We start from the raw sequence: 19,177 nt of genomic DNA on the forward strand, positions 1-19,177 counted from the left end.
GACTAAGAAACACTAAGAAAATCAAGAAATAAAAAAATCAAACACAAAACCATGAATCGTAGTATCAAAAAAGTAGTTGTTTTGGGTGCGGGCATTATGGGAAGCCGTATTGCGTTGCACTTTGCTAATATCGGAGTGGAGGTACTACTCCTCGACATGGTTCCGAAAGAACCAAACGACGCCGAAAAAGCCAAAGGACTTGACACCAATCATCCAGCCGTGCGAAATCGTATCGTAAGCGAACTTTTCCAAGCTGCTGTAAAGGCAAGTCCTTCGCCAATTTTCAGTCAGAAATCACTGAGCCGAGTAAAACTGGGCAATTTTGATGACGATATGCCAAAAATCGCTGCCTACGATTGGATTATTGAGGTAGTTGTTGAGCGTCTTGACATTAAGAAATTGATTTACGAGAAAGTTGAAAAATTCCGTAAAGCAGGAACTTTAATAACTTCAAATACGTCGGGAATTCCGATTCATTTGATGGCAGAAGGCCGCTCAGAAGATTTTCAGAAACATTTCTGTGGTACTCACTTCTTTAATCCACCACGTTATTTGCGTTTATTAGAAATTATCCCAACTGATAAAACTGATAAATCGGTGGTTGATTTCTTGATGCACTACGGAGATTTGTATCTCGGCAAAACCACAGTTTTATGTAAAGACACTCCTGCATTTATTGCCAACCGTTTGGGAATTTATGCGATGGTACAAACCATCAGAGTGGCCGAAGAAATGGGCTTAACCGTTGAAGAAGTTGATAAACTTACTAGTACAGTGGTTGGTCGCCCAAAATCGGGTACTTTCCGCTTGTCAGATGTGGTTGGTTTAGATACAACCGTTAATGTTTGTAATAACCTAATCAATGTTTTAGAAACCGATGAATCGAAAGATGCCTTTATTTTGCCGCCAACAATGGCCAAATTAATGGAAAACAAATGGCTCGGAGATAAAACAGGTCAAGGTTTTTATAAAAAAACAAAAGACGAAAAAGGCAAAACGCTTATTCTTGCTTTAGACTTGAAGAGTTTTGAATACAAACCCTCGGAAAAAGTAAAATTTGCTACGCTTGAAAGCACCAAAAGTATCGACGATTTGAAAAAACGTTTCTCGGTTCTTTTGGCAGGAAAAGACAAAGCTGGAGAGTTTTACCGCAAAACTTTTGCCGATGGTTTCCGCTACGCTACCAACCGTATTCCAGAAATTTCAGACGAATTATATAGAATTGATGCCGCTATTTGCTCAGGTTTTGGCTGGCAAATGGGGATGTTTGAAACTTGGGATGCCATTGGGGTTCGTCCGATGATAAAAATCATGGAAGATTTAAACCTCAAACCAGCTGCTTGGGTTTATGAAATGTTGGAGTCTGGTAATGAGACTTTCTATAAAGTTGAAGCAGGAAAACGCAAATATTATGACATTCCGAGCAAATCATATAAAGTAATTCCTGGAACGGAATCGTTCATTATTTTGGACAATCTTCGTCAAACCAACGTTATTTGGAAAAACGCAGGTTCAACAATCTTCGATTTGGGTGATGGTATTGCAGGCGTAGAATTCCACTCAAAAATGAATACTTTCGGGGCAGAAGTAGTAGAAGGTTTGAATAAAGCGTATGCCATTGCCGAGAAAGATTTCAGAGGTTTGGTTGTTGGAAATGATTCTAACGAGGCATTTTCAGCGGGTGCAAACTTGGCGATGTTGTTTATGTTTGCCATCGAGCAAGAATACGACGAAATCAATATGATGATTGCACAATTCCAGCAGACGATGATGCGTGCGAGATATTCATCAATTCCAGTTGTTACGGCAGCTCACAGCTTGGCTTTGGGTGGTGGTTGCGAGTTAAACCTTCATGCCGATAAGGTGGTGGCTCATGCTGAAACCTACATGGGCTTAGTTGAATTAGGCGTTGGTTTGATTCCAGCAGGTGGCGGAACCAAAGAAATGGCACTTCGTTGCTCTGATGCCTACAAAACTGGCGACCCAGAATTGAATATTCTTCAAAACGCTTTTATGAATATCGCCCAAGCTAAAGTTTCTACTTCGGCACAAGAGGCTTTTGATATGGGTTATTTGAAAAACGATAGAGATAAAATTGTATTGAATCGTAGTCGTTTGATTGCGGAAGCGAAAGAAGAAGCCATCAAATTGGCCGAAGATGGTTATACTCAACCAAAACAACGTACTGATATTAAGGTACAAGGAAAAGCAGGAATTGCTCTTTTCAAGGCGGGTATCATGGGTATGTTGATGGGTAAATACATCACCGAACACGATGCGAAAATTGCCGATAAACTGGCCTACGTAATTTCGGGTGGAGATTTGAGTTATCCACAAATGGTTACTGAGCAATATCTCTTAGACTTAGAGCGTGAAGCATTCTTATCGCTTTGTGGTGAAAAGAAAACTATGGAGAGAATGCAAGGGCTTTTAAGTGGCGGTAAACCTCCTCGTAACTGAGATACGAGATTGGAGATACGGGATTATTATTTTTACATTTTTATATACCTTAAAAATCTAACTTTTAAATCCCACATCCCGAATCTCGTATCTTAAATCTCAAATCTAGTATCTAAAAAATGACAGCTCATAATTTTAAAGATTTGAAAGTTTGGCAAATGTCAATAAACCTCACGAAAGAAGTTTATGATTTAACGTCAACATTTCCAACCGATGAAAAATAGGGCTTAACAAGTCAAATTAGAAGATGTGCTGTTTCTATTCCATCAAACATAGCAGAAGGTTCTGGACGAAATTCAAACCAAGACTTTTCTCGTTTTCTTGGAATTGCTCTCGGTTCATCTTACGAGTTAGAAACCCAGCTAATTTTAGCTGAAAAGTTAAATCTTATTTCAATAACTGATTTGGATAAAATGTCGAACCAATTAATGTCTATACAAAAGATTATTTTCTCTTTACAAAGAAAATTTGGAAGTTAATTTTTCTCAAAACCCATATCTCAAATCTCGTATCTCTAATAACATGAACGCATATATAGTAGCTGGCTACCGCAGTGCAGTCGGCAAAGCACCCAAAGGAGTTTTTCGCTTTACTCGCCCCGACGATTTGGCGGCTGATGTAATCAAGCACCTCATGGCACAAGTGCCAAATCTCGACCCTGCTCGTGTTGATGACCTCATCGTAGGAAATGCTGTTCCCGAAGCTGAGCAAGGAATGCAAATGGCTCGTTATATTTCGCTTTTGTCGTTGGGCAAGAGTGTGGCGGGCGTAACCGTAAACCGTTATTGTGGCTCAGGCGTCGAAACAATCGCAATGGCCGCTGCAAAAATTAGTGCAGGAATGGCCGATTGTATCGTAGCAGGCGGAACAGAATCAATGTCGATGGTGCCAACAACTGGTTGGAAAATGGCATTGAATTATGGTTTGGCTTCGCACCACCCAGACTATTACATCGGAATGGGACTTACGGCCGAACAAGTAGCTCAACAATTCAATATCGGTCGTGAAGAGCAAGATATTTTCTCTTACAATTCACACCAAAAAGCATTGGCTGCTCAAGCGGCTGGCAAATTCGATGCTGAAATTGTGCCGATTACAGTAAAAGAAACCTATTTCGACGAAGTCACTGGCAAGAAGAAAAACAAAGAATATACAGTAACCAAAGACGAAGGCCCACGTGCTGATACAAGTGTTGAGGCTTTAGCAAAACTCCGTCCAGTTTTTTCAATGGGCGGAAGCGTAACGGCAGGTAACTCTTCTCAAACGTCCGATGGTGCAGCTTTCGTAATTGTGATGTCGGAAAGAATGGTGAATGAATTGGGTTTAAAACCAATCGCACGCATGATGGCTTATGCTTCGGCGGGTGTAGAACCACGCATCATGGGTATTGGACCAGTTGCGGCTATTCCAATTGCTTTGAAACAAGCGGGTTTGAAACAAGATGATATTGATATTATTGAACTAAACGAAGCATTTGCTGCTCAATCTTTGGCGGTTATCAAAGAATTGGGTTTAGATATGAGCAAAATCAATCCAAACGGTGGAGCAATTGCTCTCGGTCACGCTCTCGGTTCAACTGGTGGACGTTTGACCGTTCAAGTTTTGAACGAACTTCGTCGCCAAAACAAAAAATATGGTATGGTTACGGCTTGCGTTGGCGGTGGCCAAGGTGTAGCGGGGATTTATGAGTTGTTGTAAAACAGCCACCCCTAACCAGCAACGGCTGCCGCCCTAAAGCGGAGCTTCTGATTCTCTATAATCTTAAAGAGGTCTTGTTTCAAGTGAAACAAGACCTCTTTTTGTTTCATCAAATAAAAATCCCCCTTTAGGGGTTAGGGGTGTTTGTTTAAAATTCCTACATTTGCTTTCAATAAGTGTTTTTTTGATACTCAAAATTTTCTTCTTTATTCAATCTTTTATAATCAAAACTATGAAACAGGTTTTCGCACGAAACACAATGTTATTCTTGATGACATTGGTTTTCTCTATTTCTTCTTTTGCACAAGGGCAATTCAGAGTATTACTTTTCACAAAAACAGATGGTTTTCACCACGAATCTATTAATGAAGGTGTAACGGCAGTTAAAAAACTGGCCGAACGACATACTTTTAGCGTTGATTGGCAAGAAAATGCTTCAGTTTTTAATGATAAAGCCTTGGAAAGATACCAAGCCGTAATCTTCTTGAATACTACTGGAAATATCTTGAACGATGAACAACAGGCGGCTTTCGAGAAATTTATCAAAGCAGGAAAGGGTTTTGTAGGCGTACACAGTGCGAGCGATACCGAATACGATTGGCCTTGGTATGGTAAATTAGTAGGTAATTACTTCAAGATTCACCCAGCACAACAAACGGCTTATTTGAAAGTGGAAGATAGCAATTTTCCGGGAATGGAGCGTTTTCCTAAAAAACTCCTTTGGACAGACGAGTGGTACGAGTTCAAAACTCCATCATCAGCCAATGATTTAAAAGTTTTGGTTTCGATTGATGAGAAATCATATAATCCAAACACAAAATGGGGCGATAACGAAGGAAAAGGCATGGGTTTTCACCCAATTTCTTGGTACCATAATTATGATGGTGGTCGTGCTTTTTATACCGCTCTCGGTCATATTCCGTTGGTTTTCAGCGACCAAACTTTCCTTGACCATCTTTATGGCGGCATTTACTGGGCTGCTACCGGTAAAGGTTTGTAATTTTACTTAAAAAATTGAAGATTAAAGATTGTTAATTGGAGATTTTAGAATGGTTACATCAAAAATCTCCAGTCATCACTCCTTAATCTTCAATCAAAGACTTCAGCAGTTATCATCGCTTCATTTCTTTCTCAATGCTTTCTTTATAGGTAAAAAAGTCCACTTGTAAAGTGTGTCTTGGGGTTTGTTTGTATCGTTTAGCAAGTTTCTGTTTGTCTTCTTCGATAGATTTTAGCATTGCCTCTTTTGATGGTAACTTACTTTCTCCTTTGATAATTTGGGCAATCCATTTGGCTTGAATTTCTGCCAAAGGCATAATTGCCCCCAATGGCTGAATTAAAGCTAGAAAGAACAAATTTTTGTAGTCGGGGTGAATGACCTTTTTGTAAAGTCGAATATCGTTGGTTTCTTCTACATCAAATTGAGCGTAATGTTTCAAGAATGGAAAAGTAACTTTATAGCCCGTTGCATAAATAATCATGTCAAAATCTTGCTCTGTTCCATCTTCAAAAACTACTTTTTTTCCTCTAAATTCTTTGATATTTGGCTTGAATTTTATCAAACCTCGCCCCGAAAGGTTCAACAAATCTTGCGAAAGTGTCGGATGTTCGCTTAAAACAGGTCGATTAGGTTTCGGTACTCCATAATCTTCTTGTTTGCCACGAGCAAGCCAAAGCGTTGTTTTGAATAAGAATCGTTGTAACCAAAACGGTAGTTTAGCGGTCAGCGGATTCGCCAGATTATCGAAAGGAATACTCCAAATCCAGTTGGGTATAATGTATGCACCGCTACGAGTTGAAATAACGACCTTTCCTGTGTGTAGTCGGGCGGCTTCGCAAGCAATATCAACAGCTGAGTTACCTATACCAACAACTAACACGTCTTTATCTTGCACTTGCTCTGCTTCTCTATAATAATGAGAATGTAAAACTTCACCCGTAAATTCCCCCTCAAAAGCAGGAGTTGGAAAACGTGGATTCCAATGATGTCCATTGGCTACAATAACATACTGATAATCAAAAGATTGTCGATTGTCAAGCGTGACGTTATAACTGCCATCAGCATTTCTTACGACATCAACAACTGAGGTATTAAAAGTGATATGTTCACGTAATTTGAAATGCTCAACATAATTTTCAAAATACTCAACTATGTCAGAATGGTGCGGAAACATCGGATAATCATCGGGCATTGGAAAGTCGGAATAAGCCATCACAACACGATTGGTATTTATATGCAGACTTCGATAAGCCGATGATAGTCCGTTATCGTTGTTGAACCGCCAAACACCACCAATTTTTGAGCCTTTTTCAAAGCAATCGAATGAAATACCTTTTTCTTTTAGGGCTTTTGCGGCAGTAATTCCAGAAGAACCAGCCCCGATGATACACACTTGTTTCATAGCAGTTTGAGAGTAGAATATATTGTTAGTAATTTTTCAAGATTGAATACTCGCTATCACCAAATCTCGAATCATTCCTCCAGCGATTGAATTTTGATGTAGATTGTCAGGTGTGAGTTGAAAGCCGTGTTTGGCAGAAATTTCGTCCCAGCTTTTCCCTAACAAATAATAACTGATTACTGAAAAATTGAGAAGTTTGTAGGTATCTTCAAAAGTATGCTTTAAGGACTGCGGATTTTTCTGCAAAAACTCCTTTTGTTTTTCTCTGACTGGTAAATAAATGAGTTGTTTATCGGTGGCGAGCTGCTTCACAAATTTGCTGTATTTATCAGCCTTCTGATTAGCTTCGTGAGCTAAGTCTTCACCCATGACTGGCAAAGACATTACTGCGATTTTTGCCTGAGTTTTAGCTTTTAAATGATCAATAATTTCGATATAATTCTTCTTGAAATCTTCAAAATTAGGGGAAGTATCTTTGCTTATTCTTCCTAAATCTTGGTAACGTTTTTCCATTACCTTATCCATTGTTGAATTTACATCATTCGTGCCAATCAGAATCGTGATAAAATTGGGCTTGCAGGCAACCACATCATCAATTCTGCGGAGTAAAGTATAGGTCAAATCGGAGTTTATTCCTGCGTTAAAAACCTGATAGTCAGTTAGCTGAGAGCTTAAATCGTTCACCCAGTTATAACTCACATTTCCATGTGTATTGCTATCGCCAAAGCAAACCAAGACCTTTTTAGAGGCGTCAATTTGTTGTCGATTTTTGATAGTTGGATAATTTTCTGGTATATGTTTCGATACTTTTCGGTATAACCAAGCGTAGAGAAGCCCAAGAATTGAGACAATACAAAGAATTACAATGAGAAAAGGCATTTTGTAGGATAGGTTTTGTTGAGATTTATGTAAAGTTAGTAAATTGTTTGGTGTTAAAAAGTGTTAAATAAACCATAATTTTGATTTTATGGCGTTAATTTCGTGAAGTAATTTAAAATATTAACGTCGGCATGGTTCAAAACCATGCCGACGTTGGAAATGGTCATAATCCTGTCATGAATTTTCGTAATATCATCGTTGTCATGTTGCTTGCTCTGTTGGGTTTGATGGCCTTTCAGTGGTATTGGATTGAAAATGCAATTGCCGTAAAAAAAGAACAGTTCGACCGTGATGTGAACGATGCTATGCTGGCGACTGTCAAAAAAATCGAAAAACAAGAAGTTATTTTCTTGGCAAATCAGCAAATGAAGGCCCAAGAGCAACAAAAATTATTGGCGATTACACAACATAAAATTCGCCCAAAAAGAAAACCAAAACCTGCAAGACAAGAACCTCAGCCTCAAACAGAAGAAGTGGTAGTAAATGTGGAAAGCCCCGAAAAAGAAAACCATAGAGTAGTGCTTTTACCTAAAGGCATGAGTAATCAAACGATAACAATTGCACCATCGGATATTTTTTGGGCAGAACCAACTTTCGAGATTCCCGAACGACAAATGGGACTGATAAAAGATATGCTCGAAGAGCAAAACTTGGCTTGGGAGGAACTCACACAACCTACTCGCTCATTGCTGATGCGTCAGCGTAGTGTAGAAGATTTGGTTAGCGAAATCAATCGTCAGGTTATACAATTAAGTCGTAACCGACGAAATCGAGAACCCAACAATCTCAGAGTAAATATTGAAAATCAACAGGGTATAGTCACCTATAAATATTTCTACGATAACTCACAAGCGGCAGATTCGTTAAAATTTGCAGCGAAAACATTTAATAAAGTAGATAGACCAATTGAAATTAAGCGAAAAAGTCAAGAAAAAGATTTTAATACCAATTTTGAACGCACCCAAAATAAAGCCGAACTTGTAAAGAATGTCCTGACTGATGTTATTCACGGAAGCCGAGATATTTATGAGCGTCTCGACCGCCAAACGCTTGATACTTTACTCAAAAAAGAACTCCGAAGTAGAGGAATCTCGATTCCGTATCAATATGGTGTGAAGAATAGTTCAAACATGATTTTCTCTTCGTTTGCGGTCAATTACACACCCGAATTGCTCAAAAAAGCCTATAAAGTGTTACTTTTTCCGAATGATTTACAGCCACAAAATCATTTCTTGTACGTGTATTTTCCTGATACACAAGGTTTTATATTGCGTAATATGTGGTCGGTGTTTTTGAGTTCGATATTGTTGTTTTTGGCAGTTGGAGGTGTGTTTTATAGCTCGATAAGCACAATGTTGAAGCAAAAAAAATTGGCTGATATTAAGAATGATTTCATCAATAATATGACGCACGAATTTAAGACGCCCATTTCAACGATTTCGTTGGCGGTGGAAGTAATGAAAGATAGCGACGTGAAAAAAGATAGTGGTAAAATGAATCGTTATCTGAATATCATTCAAGACGAAAATCGCCGATTGGGTACGCAGGTCGAGAAAGTGTTACAAATGGCTTTACTTGATAAAGGAGAGGTGAAACTAAGACTCGATAGCGTTGATATTCACGAAACTATCGAACAGGTGCTGACAAATTTAAGTGTACAAATCGAGCAGAAAAACGGCATCGTCAACCTCGAACTCGAAGCTGATAACTCAGAAATTGTGGCCGATGAAGTGCATTTGACCAATATTATCTATAATTTGCTCGATAACGCCAATAAATATTCGCCCGAAAACCCCGAAATAACGATTCGCACCGAAAATGTGGGTAATTTGTTGAAAATCAGCATTTCAGATAAAGGAATAGGCATGACAAAAGACCAAGTAGCTCGCATTTTTGAACGCTTTTACCGAGTGCCGACAGGAAACTTGCACGATGTAAAAGGCTTCGGACTGGGGCTTAGTTACGTCAAGAAAATGGTAGAACTGCACAACGGACAAATATTTGTGGAAAGTAAGCTGGGCGAAGGTAGTAAGTTTGAAATTATATTTAGTCCTTCGACTGCAAGAGCTTAAAAAATAAAAAATATGGCAAAAATCCTTTTAACCGAAGACGACCCAAATTTAGGAATGTTGCTTCAAGAATACCTCCAAGCTAAAGGTTTTACGACCGATTTGGCTAAAAATGGCGAAGAAGGACTCAAGTTTTTCTTGGAAAAAGGTGGCTACGATATGTGTATCTTAGATGTGATGATGCCGAAAAAAGATGGTTTTTCGTTGGCCAAAGAAATCAGAATGAAAGACAAGGATATTCCTGTGATATTTCTGACCGCCAAATCAATGAAAGAGGATACGATTCAAGGCTTTAAGGTTGGGGCCGATGATTATATCACGAAGCCATTCAGCATGGAAGAATTATTGATGCGAATGAAGGCAATCTTGCGAAGAATTAATAAGCAAGAGCCTGATACCCAAATCAATAACTTTAAAATTGGTGCTTATGAATTTGATGCCCAAACAAATAGTTTAAGCATTAATGATTCACAAAATAAACTCACGACTAAGGAATCGGAGTTATTGAAATTGCTTTGTCAGAATAAAAACCAATCGGTGAGCCGAAGTTTTGCCTTAAAACTCATTTGGGGCGATGATAGCTACTTCAATGCTCGAAGCATGGATGTTTATATTACGAAACTAAGAAAGCACCTCAAAGAAGACCCTTCGCTACAAATTATGAATATGCACGGCGAAGGTTTTAAGTTGATTTGTTAAAAAACGTCCAGAGTTACAAACTCTGGACGAAAAAGAGATTTTCTGTTGACCATCGATTAGCTTCTGTTGACTAAATCATCTCATTCTATCAGCATCTTTCACCATTTTATCATCACGACGGATGAGGCGATTAGCTACCCAGTTTAATGCTAATGCTAAAAATGCACCCCAAAAACTCAAACCAAATTCACCTTGATTTTCGGGAGCGAAAATTTTGTTGGCATCCATCTGAATATGATAAACCGTTGCACCTAATAAAGCTGCCCCAACCAACGAATTAAGCGAAACCAACAACATCTGACGCATACGATTTTTGTATTGGAAGATAGTGAAAATCGCTAATCCTGCCGAAAGAACCGCCAAAACTGCCAAATAATATACAGGTGTATTTTTTACGATTGAGCCAGTTTTTACATAAGAAAGCGTGTAAGCACTCAATGAGATTGATTCTGTACCTACGGTTTTGTGCCAAATTTGTGGTGTTCCGAGAAAGAAAACCATACAAACAGCAACGAGTAATAATAACAATGATTGCGGACGTTGTAACATCTTGATAAATAATTTATTATTTGAAAATATTCTGCAAAAATACGACAGATTTGAGAACTTTCTAAAAAGTTCTCAAATCAATCATGCGTAAGCATTTTGATAATAGTTTCGTGTTGCGGAAATTCCTGTAAAAGTGTTTGTCGGTCGGGCATTTCAAAATCGGCAAAATCAAAGCCTGGGGCAACTGTGCAACCAACCAACGAATACGAGTTTTCGACGGCTGGCTTGCTACCAAACCAAACGCCCGCTGGAACAACCGCTTGAAAAACTTCGCCGTTTTCGGGGTTATTACCAAGTTTAATGATTTGCATATTCCCCTCATTATCAATGTAATAGACATTGAGAGCATCGCCTGCGTAGAAATGCCACATTTCGTCTGACTGAATGCGGTGAAATGCCGAAAAATGATGACTTTCCAACAAAAAATAAATACCGGTGCTGAAATTTCTATCACCCGAAAATCGTTTAGGAAGAGAGTTTTTGTCAATCAGTTCGGTCGAACGATAGGTTTCGGAAAAATATCCACCTTCGGGATGGCTTTGCATTTTTAATTTTTCGACCCAATATTTGGCAGGAAACATAGAAAAAGCAGGAATTAAAGAATGAATGTTTTATTTTTGAGCAAAATTACTCTTACAAGGCACAGAGTAACAAAGGCACCAAGTAATAAAGGCATAAAGATACAGAGGTGTTTATAAAGTAAATACTTTATTTGACTAAATCAGGTATCTATTTTTTTTCTTATGTGCCTTTGCCGCTGTGTGCCTATGTGCCTAAATAATTAAATAATGAAAAATAAATTTGTCGTAGCTCTGCTGATTATTGGCGGAATCATTTTACTCAATATTGCCGCTTCTTTTGTTTTCTTTCGCCTCGACCTTACCGAAGAAAAGCGTTATTCGTTGTCGGATGCCACGCAAAGCTTGCTCGAAAACCTTTCTGCCGAAGATTCGACCGATGTTTTCGTGAAAGTTTATTTAGATGGTGAAGAACTTCCCGGTGGTTTTGAACGCCTCAAACGTGCCGTTACCGAAACTCTCGAAGAGTTCAAGGTTTACGGTGGCACAAATATCAATTATAAATTCATCAACCCAAATGCCGAAACCGATAAAAAGAAACGTGAAGAGTTTTATGTAGAATTGGCAAAAAAAGGCATGAATCCAACACGGGTAGTTGATACTAAAAATGGTCGTCAAATCGAAAATATCATTTTTCCTTATGCTCTCGTGAGTGCGGGCGGCTACGAAGTGCCAGTTTTATTGCTAAAAGGTACACAAGGCAAAACAGCCGAAGAAAAACTCAATCAATCGAATGAGAATGTAGAATACGAACTGGCCACGGCGATTCGTAAACTTACCTTGAAAGAACGCAAAAAAATTGGTCTTTTGGCCGAATTTACGAAGTTAAAACCGCTCAATTTTTCTGACTTAATTGCTTCATTACAAGAACGTTATGATTTATTCATTATCAATGCCAAAAGTTCTCCGACCTTTCAAGGGCTTGATGCCGTGATTTTGCCCAAACCCGATTTTCCTGTTGATGATAGTACCAAATATAAAATCGATCAGTTTGTGATGAGTGGCGGAAGTGCCTTGTTTTTTGTTGATGGTTTGAAAGTCGATTCGGTAGGTTTAGAAGGCAATTTCGCTCAACCTTTAGAACTCAATCTGACCGATTTGTTTTTTAAATATGGCGTAAGAATCAACTCAAATATCATCAAAGATGGTGCAAGTTGTGCCGTAATTCCGTTGGTTGTGGGCGATTTGGGCGATAAACCCAACATTCAACCCGTTCCTTACCGATATTTTCCATTAATAAATAATTTTGGTAAAAGCCTCATTACCAATAATTTAGATTTGGTTTTTAGTAGATACGTAGCTTCGATTGACACCGTTCGGGCGGATGGCGTGAAGAAAACTCCTCTTTTGATGACTTCGCCCTACACAAAAACACTGAATGCTCCTGCTTTCGTGACTTTCAACGATGCTCAAACCGATACCGAGCAATCCGAATATCAAGGCGGTGTAAAAACGATTGCTTATTTATTGGAAGGTAAATTTCAGTCATTATACAAGAATCGTTTATTACCCAACGACCCAAAATTTGCCGATTTCAAGGCCGAAAGTCAGCTAACAAAAATCATTGTTTGCTCCGATGGAGATTTAATTGTGAACGAAGTAAGTCAGAAAACGGGTAATCCTTTGCCGCTTGGCTATGATAAAACTACACAACACACATTTGGCAATAAAGACTTTGTGATGAACGCCATTGATTACTTGATTGACGAAGATGGCGTGATTCAGGCTAAAGGAAAAGAAGTAAAACTCCGTCCGCTTGATAAACTTCGTTCCCGTGATGAGCGAACATTCTGGCAAATTTTGAATATTGGTTTACCAGTTGGTTTGGTGTTATTGTTCGGATTTATCTTGCAATGGGTAAGACGCCGTAATTACGGTACTGCTTAATTATTATCTAATCAATTGATTATGAGAGCGTAACAAAACCGTTTAGTAAAATTTTTTCTGAGCAAAAATACTTATTGATTTTCTTGGAAACGTACAAATTAAAAATATAAAATTAGAACAAAACACATAAAACGTTGTACAAAAAAAGGCTCAAAAAGAGCCTTTTTTTGTACAAAATAGCGGAATTTTACCAGTATGAACAATATTTATGGTATTAAATAAGTTTATGTAAAATTAGATTTTTTTTAGAAAAATGGTCTTATATTTGCAAAAGTGTATGACGAAATGAACATTTTATTTTATTTTTGTGTTAAAAAAAAATATTGGAATTATTAGATTTGTCCAAATTTGTTAATACATTGCACTTTATATTCTAAGCAAATACTGAAAAACATTCTTTCACGATGGAAGACTACAATAAAATAATCGAATCTCTTGGCGTAAAATTCGCTAAGGCACGCCATATCAGAATCTTACAAACGATTAAGATTAAAAACGTATATGACGTAGAAAACACCATTCTTGTATTATATAATGGTGAAGTAAAACTCGCAGGAAACGAAGAAAAAGTTGAGCCAGGCGATTTACTTTTTATCCCAGGTGGAAAAGCCGCAACGCTGACCTACGGAACGGGCGAACCGAAAAATATTTCTTACGAAGAGTTCATGACTCGTCGTGAAAGTTATTGGGAGACCCTGACCGACCCTTCAATAATCGGGCAAGTACCAAACTCGTTTGGTTTGATTGCCTTTGAAGCAAAAGTTTTCGACTCGGTAAACTTCTTTACTTCGCTCGATATTCCTCCATTTTTTATCAAGGCTCACAGCAAACTTGGCTCGTTGATTCATGATATTTTAAAGGAAGATTGCTCGGATGAAGCAGGCCGTGGCCGTGTGATTAGAAATAAAACCGAAGAAATTGTTATCGAAATTGTGCGTCATATCTTGAAAAATAGAATGTTTGTGGAGCAATTAGCCACAAATAGTACGTATTTCAAAGACCCACGTTTGATTGATATTTTCACCTACATCAAAAATAGTCTTCCAGGCGATTTATCGAACAAACAATTAGCAAATGTTGCCAATGTTTCGGAAGATTACGTTGGTCAATATTTCAAAATGTTAACAGGTATCAACCCACAAGATTATATTGAGTACCAACGTATGGAAGCAGCTGTAACCCTCTTGCGTACATCAAAGAAAAGTATCCGTGCCATTGGGCATGAAGTTGGTTATAAAGATACCGCATATTTCTGCCGTCGTTTCAAGATGATGTTCGGAATTCCAGCAGGAAAAATGCGTAGAAGAGAATCATTAATGATTGGTTAATATTTTATCCGCCCGTCGCAATTAATACTTCATAAAAGCAAAGCCGCTCGTGCAAACGAGTGGCTTTTTGTTGGAAAACTTATTTTACAAGATTGATACTCAAATTTGGAAGTTCAATCTGGAGTTTTACTTTTGCATGTAATGCAGCAAAAACTCGCATCAAAGTATCCATCGTAACATTGCTGGCATTACTTTCGAGTCTTGAAATTTGTGCTTTTTGTACGCCTATCAGTTTTCCAAGTTCTTCTTGAGTCATGTGCCTTTCTTTACGAGTTTGTTTGATAGCTTTTCCAATCAAATCCATTTGAAGTTCATACTCAAATCTGTCTCTTTCGGGCGTACCAATTTCTCCAATTAATTTGTTTTGGACTTCTTCTAAAGTGTATGTTTTCATTGCTTTTTATGTTTTTCTGTAAAATATTTAGCTTTTATCTGAATGGCTTTTTGAATTTCATTATCTGGAACTTTACTACGTTTTTTAATAAATCCATGGGTCGAAATTACTAATGTATTTTTTGTAGAAGTTTTATCCCAAAAAGCTAATAGTCTATACTGTAAATCTTGATAGAGTGTCCTAAATTCCCAAATATCCTCATTGAGTTTCTTAAAAAGTTCGGGGTCGTTTTCAATTTGAGCTTTTCTTATATTATAAAGTATTTTTTCAGAGTGTTTCCGCTCCAAACTACTCAAAAACTTCTTCCAAGAAAACTATTTCAAACTTTTGCTCCATTAATAATTTTTTTGAACAAAAATAGTGTAAGTTTCTTTATAAAGAAACTTTTAGCCAAGCTTTTTAGTCCATATTAAAAGATGAAATAGTGGCTTATCTCGTATTTATCTCTTCATTACTTGTATCTCTTTACAATATCTCGTAAATTCGTTTTCATGATTTTACCGAAAAAACTTAGCCGATGCCCTCTAAAAAAACGTCTGAAAATGCTCGTCGAAACTTTTTAAGTGCTTCATTGTTAGCTGCTTTTGGCTTAACAAATCTTAATTTTACCGCTAAAAACGATAATCCAAAAACTATCAAACCTGCGGCCCTCAAAAGAGGTGATACCATCGGGTTGGTTTGTCCTGCGTACTCGGCATTTATCAAAGAAGAAGTAACGATTGCGATGGAAGGTTTACAAACCATGGGTTTTAAGGTGGTCTTAGGAAAACATATTTTCGACCGATACGGCAATCTTGCTGGAAAAGACGAAGACCGTGCCGCCGACATTAACGAAATGTTTGCCAATAAAAGTATTAATGCAATCATGGCCATGCACGGAGGCTGGGGAAGTGCCCGAATTTTGTCGTTGCTTAATTACGATACCATCAGCAATAATCCCAAAATTTTTATAGGTTATAGCGATATAACAGCCCTATTATTAGGGATTTACAGCCAAACAGGACTCGTTACTTTTCATGGACCAGTGGGTTCTTCTACTTGGAATGCTTTCACGGTTGATTATTTTAAAAATACGTTGATTGATGGAAATACTACTCGTATGAGTAATCCTGTGCGTAAAGGTGATGCTTTGGTGCAGATGGAAGACCGAATCTATACGATTCATAGCGGAAAAGCGAGTGGAAAACTAATTGGTGGAAATCTGACGGTACTTTCGCATATTCTTGGCTCAACCTACGTTCCTGATTTCAAAGGAGCAATTTTGTTTCTTGAAGATGTGCAAGAAGACACATACCGCATCGACCGCATGATGACGCAACTCAAAATTACAGGAATTTTAAACCAATTGGCGGGTGTTGTATTTGGAAAATGTACGGATTGTCCACCGTCAAAAAACTATGGTTCGCTGACACTCGAAGATATTTTTGAAGACCACATAAAACCGCTCAAAATTCCTGCATTTTCAGGAGCGATGATTGGGCATATTAAAGATAAATTTACCGTTCCGATTGGCATTGAAGCCACCATTGATGCTGACGAAGGAACAATCAAACTCAAAGAATCAGCAGTCATCTAATGTGGAGCGAACCGAGCGACGTCCGCTTATAGTTCGCTTTATCTAAAATTCTAACAAAAAAAGACGAAGTGCAATTTCGTCCCACAATTAAAAATGAAAACTAAACTTATTCCACTCTTTATTTTATTTGGAATTTTCACAACAAAAGCACAAAAATGGGAGCGAACTTCGAGCGAAGATGGTGCTATTCCACTCTCTTGGAAAACCACTCAGCAAACAGCCTCACTTTCGGTTGATATTGACAAAGACGGTATCGAAGAATTTGTAATGGCTGGACGTGGCCAAGCAACTTCGATTATCTACCTAAAATTTGACCGTGCGATTGGCTGGCGAGAATTTACCGTTGAAAAAGAAGCTCTTTCACTCGAAGCTGGCGGCACATTTTACGATATTGACAGCGATGGCGATAATGACTTAGTTTTTGGTGGCGATGCCCAAAGTAATAAAATTTGGTGGTGGGAAAATCCCGCTCCGTTTTTTAACCCAAATGTACCGTGGCATCGTTATGAAATCAAAACCGATGGTGAAAACCAGCATCAAGATATGGTTTTCGGGGATTTTAAACAAACTGGTAAAGCACAATTGGCATTTTGGAATCAAGGAGCAAAAACTTTGTTTGTAGCCAATATCCCGAGTGAAGTGCTTAGCGGGAAATGGGTTTTTGAGCCAGTTTTTGTGGCTGATAAAGATACCAAACTCATAAAAGGTTGCGTAGCTGCCGATGTTGATGGCGATGGAAACAAAGACATAGTAGCAGGAAATTATTGGTTTAAATACGTTGATGGAAAGTTTAAAGGCACAAAAGTTGGTGAAGCTGGAGGAAGAGTGGTCGCTGCTAAATTTAGAGCAGGTAAAAAAGTACAACTGGTGTTTGCCCCGAGTGACGACAAAGGACGCTTGATGCTCTACGAATGCACAGGAAGTGCCGAAGTATCAGCCAACTGGAAAAGTCGTGATTTGATTGGCCGTGAACTCTCGCACGCCCACACACTCGAAGCCGCTGACATCAACGATGATGGTAATTTGGATATTCTTTGTGCAGAAATGGTCAAGTGGGAATCCACCCCGGGGGATGAGAAAGCCACCACAGATAATAACCCAAATGCAGAGGCTTTCATTCTTTATGGTGATGGAAAAGGTGGCTTTACTAAAACTGTTTTTCAGACAGGTATTGATTTTCATGAAGGAAGAGTTACTGATATTGACGGCGATGGTGATTTGGATATTCTTTCAAAGTCATACATCTGGAAAATTCCAAGAGTAGAAATGTGGCTGCAAAATGGAACGGGCGAACGTCAACCGAATATCAGTAAAGTGTTGAACGACCGTATTGGACTTGAACTTTATAGTCTGAGAGATTATTTCAAAACAGATGTAAAAGGCACACTTGCGTATGTAAAAAGTCTCGGTATTACGGAAGTAGAAGTAGCAGGTACTTACGGCATGAAAACCGAAGACTTTAAAGCTGAACTCGACAAAGCAGGGCTAAAACCATATAGTACATTGCTTGATTATAATCTTTTCAAAGATAGTATCAGTAAAGTTGTGGCTACTTGTAAGGCTTTGGGTATCAAATACGCTGGTTGTGCTTGGATTCCACACGTAAGCAATAAATTTGGTAAAGAAGATGCGGATAAAGCAATCAAAGTTTTCAATAGAGCAGGTGAAGCACTGGCTAAAGAAGGCATTAAATTTTATTATCATTGTCACGGCTACGAATTTAAACCAACTGAAGAAGGTACACTTTTCGACTATATCGTGAAGCAAACAAATCCAGACAATGTTGGCTTTGAGTGCGATGTTTATTGGGCTTTTCATGGTGGACAAGACCCTGCCCTTTTGCTCAAAAAACACAAAGGACGTTTTGTGGCTTTGCACATCAAAGACATGAAAAACGGCCAAGAAACTGGTGAATTATCGGGCGGAACGCCATTGACTTCCGATGTGGCCGTTGGAACGGGTCAATTAGATTTCAGAAAAATTCTACGAGCCGCCATTCAGACGGGCGTGAAATTCTATTACATCGAAGATGAAAACGAAGCCGTAAAAGAGCATTTGCCAGTTTCTTTACGTTATTTGAAGAATCTGAAATAACTATTTGTAGCACAATTTTTTAAATTGTGCTTTTTTAATAATCACAATTTAAAAAATTGTGCTACAATTCTATAAAAAATGCCCCACGTCTTTTATTTGCCAATTACGGTTGCTCCCGATGATATTGATGAACTCAATCACGTAAATAATATAGTATATCTTCGTTATGTGCAGGATGCAGCCATTGGGCATTGGAAAACTGTACCGCAGGAAATTGCCTCACAAATAATATGGATGGCTCGCCGACACGAGATTGATTACCTCAAACAAGCATTTCTGGGCGAGGAATTGGTTGCTAAAACTTGGGTAGATGATTTCGTTGGAGTAAAGAGCATTCGTCATTGTGAAATCATGCGAGGCGACGAAGTTTTGGCTCGCTCAGTTACGCATTGGATTTCGCTTGATGCCCAAACTTTACGCCCCAAACGCATCACCGAAGAGATTGTAAAGCAGTTTTTCCCCGAATCAGAAGAAAGATAATTCAAAAAACGCCCATTTTTCTAATAAAAAACGCTACTTTTGCCCAAGAAAATGACGTAAGCTTTCTTACTCATTCGTTCATTC

17 protein-coding genes and 1 pseudogene are annotated in these 19,177 nt (G+C 38.4%); 12 read left to right on the forward strand and 6 right to left on the reverse strand.

All coding sequences use genetic code 11. The features are described 5' to 3' along the window. The first annotated feature begins 51 nt into the window (after positions 1-51). From ABR854_RS15965 to ABR854_RS15980, 5 genes and pseudogenes are all read left to right on the forward strand, one after another. Positions 52-2,460 carry a 3-hydroxyacyl-CoA dehydrogenase/enoyl-CoA hydratase family protein gene (locus ABR854_RS15965; RefSeq protein ID WP_350266427.1) on the forward strand — a complete coding sequence of 803 codons (2,409 nt, stop codon included), beginning with the start codon at positions 52-54 and terminating at the stop codon, positions 2,458-2,460. A 119-nt stretch (positions 2,461-2,579) separates the two neighbouring features. Then, positions 2,580-2,684 carry a four helix bundle protein gene (locus ABR854_RS26085; RefSeq protein WP_502881208.1) on the forward strand — a complete coding sequence of 35 codons (105 nt, stop codon included), beginning with the start codon at positions 2,580-2,582 and terminating at the stop codon, positions 2,682-2,684. A gap of 12 nt (positions 2,685-2,696) precedes the next feature. After that, positions 2,697-2,939: pseudogene (locus ABR854_RS15970) on the forward strand (four helix bundle protein); the annotation flags it as partial. Positions 2,940-2,982: 43 nt separating this feature from the next. Then, on the forward strand, positions 2,983-4,158 hold the full coding sequence (locus ABR854_RS15975; RefSeq protein ID WP_350266429.1) for an acetyl-CoA C-acyltransferase: 1,176 nt from the start codon (positions 2,983-2,985) through the stop codon (positions 4,156-4,158). Positions 4,159-4,390: 232 nt separating this feature from the next. After that, a complete protein-coding gene (locus ABR854_RS15980) occupies positions 4,391-5,158 on the forward strand; it encodes a ThuA domain-containing protein (RefSeq protein ID WP_350266430.1) in 768 nt (255 codons plus the stop codon). Between the two features lie 112 nt (positions 5,159-5,270). Here ABR854_RS15980 and ABR854_RS15985 read toward each other — a convergent pair whose 3' ends face one another. After that, entirely contained in the window at positions 5,271-6,560 is a 1,290-nt protein-coding gene (locus tag ABR854_RS15985) for a flavin-containing monooxygenase (RefSeq protein WP_350266433.1), read from the reverse strand. 36 nt (positions 6,561-6,596) lie between these two features. Next, the gene (locus ABR854_RS15990; protein WP_350266435.1) at positions 6,597-7,439 is read right to left on the reverse strand and encodes an SGNH/GDSL hydrolase family protein; all 843 of its coding nucleotides are present in this window, start codon (positions 7,437-7,439) and stop codon (positions 6,597-6,599) included. A 131-nt stretch (positions 7,440-7,570) separates the two neighbouring features. Between ABR854_RS15990 and ABR854_RS15995 the strand changes: the two genes are divergently transcribed. Beyond that, positions 7,571-9,511 carry a sensor histidine kinase gene (locus ABR854_RS15995; protein ID WP_350266437.1) on the forward strand — a complete coding sequence of 647 codons (1,941 nt, stop codon included), beginning with the start codon at positions 7,571-7,573 and terminating at the stop codon, positions 9,509-9,511. Positions 9,512-9,523: 12 nt separating this feature from the next. Next, positions 9,524-10,207: a response regulator transcription factor gene (locus ABR854_RS16000; RefSeq protein ID WP_350266439.1), complete on the forward strand. Its 684-nt coding sequence runs from the start codon at positions 9,524-9,526 to the stop codon at positions 10,205-10,207. A 75-nt stretch (positions 10,208-10,282) separates the two neighbouring features. Here ABR854_RS16000 and ABR854_RS16005 read toward each other — a convergent pair whose 3' ends face one another. Both ABR854_RS16005 and ABR854_RS16010 read right to left on the reverse strand, forming a co-directional pair. Continuing rightward, positions 10,283-10,756: a DUF4293 domain-containing protein gene (locus tag ABR854_RS16005; RefSeq protein ID WP_350266441.1), complete on the reverse strand. Its 474-nt coding sequence runs from the start codon at positions 10,754-10,756 to the stop codon at positions 10,283-10,285. 77 nt (positions 10,757-10,833) lie between these two features. Next, complete coding sequence (locus ABR854_RS16010; protein WP_350266443.1) at positions 10,834-11,337, reverse strand: cupin domain-containing protein; 504 nt, start codon at positions 11,335-11,337, stop codon at positions 10,834-10,836. 207 nt (positions 11,338-11,544) lie between these two features. Between ABR854_RS16010 and gldG the strand changes: the two genes are divergently transcribed. Beyond that, positions 11,545-13,221, forward strand: a complete 1,677-nt coding sequence (gene gldG / locus ABR854_RS16015) for a gliding motility-associated ABC transporter substrate-binding protein GldG (protein WP_350266445.1) — start codon at positions 11,545-11,547, stop codon at positions 13,219-13,221. A gap of 404 nt (positions 13,222-13,625) precedes the next feature. Further along, positions 13,626-14,549: a helix-turn-helix domain-containing protein gene (locus ABR854_RS16020; RefSeq protein WP_350266447.1), complete on the forward strand. Its 924-nt coding sequence runs from the start codon at positions 13,626-13,628 to the stop codon at positions 14,547-14,549. 79 nt (positions 14,550-14,628) lie between these two features. Here the strand turns inward: ABR854_RS16020 and ABR854_RS16025 are convergent, their stop codons facing one another. Together ABR854_RS16025 and ABR854_RS16030 are read right to left on the reverse strand one after the other, a co-directional pair. Next, complete coding sequence (locus tag ABR854_RS16025; RefSeq protein ID WP_350266449.1) at positions 14,629-14,943, reverse strand: helix-turn-helix domain-containing protein; 315 nt, start codon at positions 14,941-14,943, stop codon at positions 14,629-14,631. Next, positions 14,940-15,230: a type II toxin-antitoxin system RelE/ParE family toxin gene (locus ABR854_RS16030; protein WP_350266451.1), complete on the reverse strand. Its 291-nt coding sequence runs from the start codon at positions 15,228-15,230 to the stop codon at positions 14,940-14,942. The genes ABR854_RS16025 and ABR854_RS16030 overlap by 4 nt, the downstream gene beginning before the upstream one ends. 230 nt (positions 15,231-15,460) lie before the next feature. On the opposite strand from ABR854_RS16030, the gene ABR854_RS16035 reads away from it, so the two are divergent. The 3 genes from ABR854_RS16035 (at position 15,461) to ABR854_RS16045 (ending at position 19,093) form a co-directional block, all read left to right on the forward strand. Further along, a complete protein-coding gene (locus ABR854_RS16035; RefSeq protein ID WP_350266453.1) occupies positions 15,461-16,519 on the forward strand; it encodes a S66 peptidase family protein in 1,059 nt (352 codons plus the stop codon). A gap of 93 nt (positions 16,520-16,612) precedes the next feature. Next, on the forward strand, positions 16,613-18,613 hold the full coding sequence (locus ABR854_RS16040) for a sugar phosphate isomerase/epimerase family protein (RefSeq protein WP_350266455.1): 2,001 nt from the start codon (positions 16,613-16,615) through the stop codon (positions 18,611-18,613). Positions 18,614-18,691: 78 nt separating this feature from the next. Further along, the gene (locus ABR854_RS16045) at positions 18,692-19,093 is read left to right on the forward strand and encodes an acyl-CoA thioesterase (protein WP_350266457.1); all 402 of its coding nucleotides are present in this window, start codon (positions 18,692-18,694) and stop codon (positions 19,091-19,093) included. The last annotated feature ends 84 nt before the right edge of the window (positions 19,094-19,177 follow it).

Origin of the sequence: Emticicia sp. W12TSBA100-4, from assembly GCF_040253585.1 — a bacterium.
In the GTDB taxonomy this organism is placed as follows: Bacteria; Bacteroidota; Bacteroidia; order Cytophagales; family Spirosomataceae; genus Emticicia.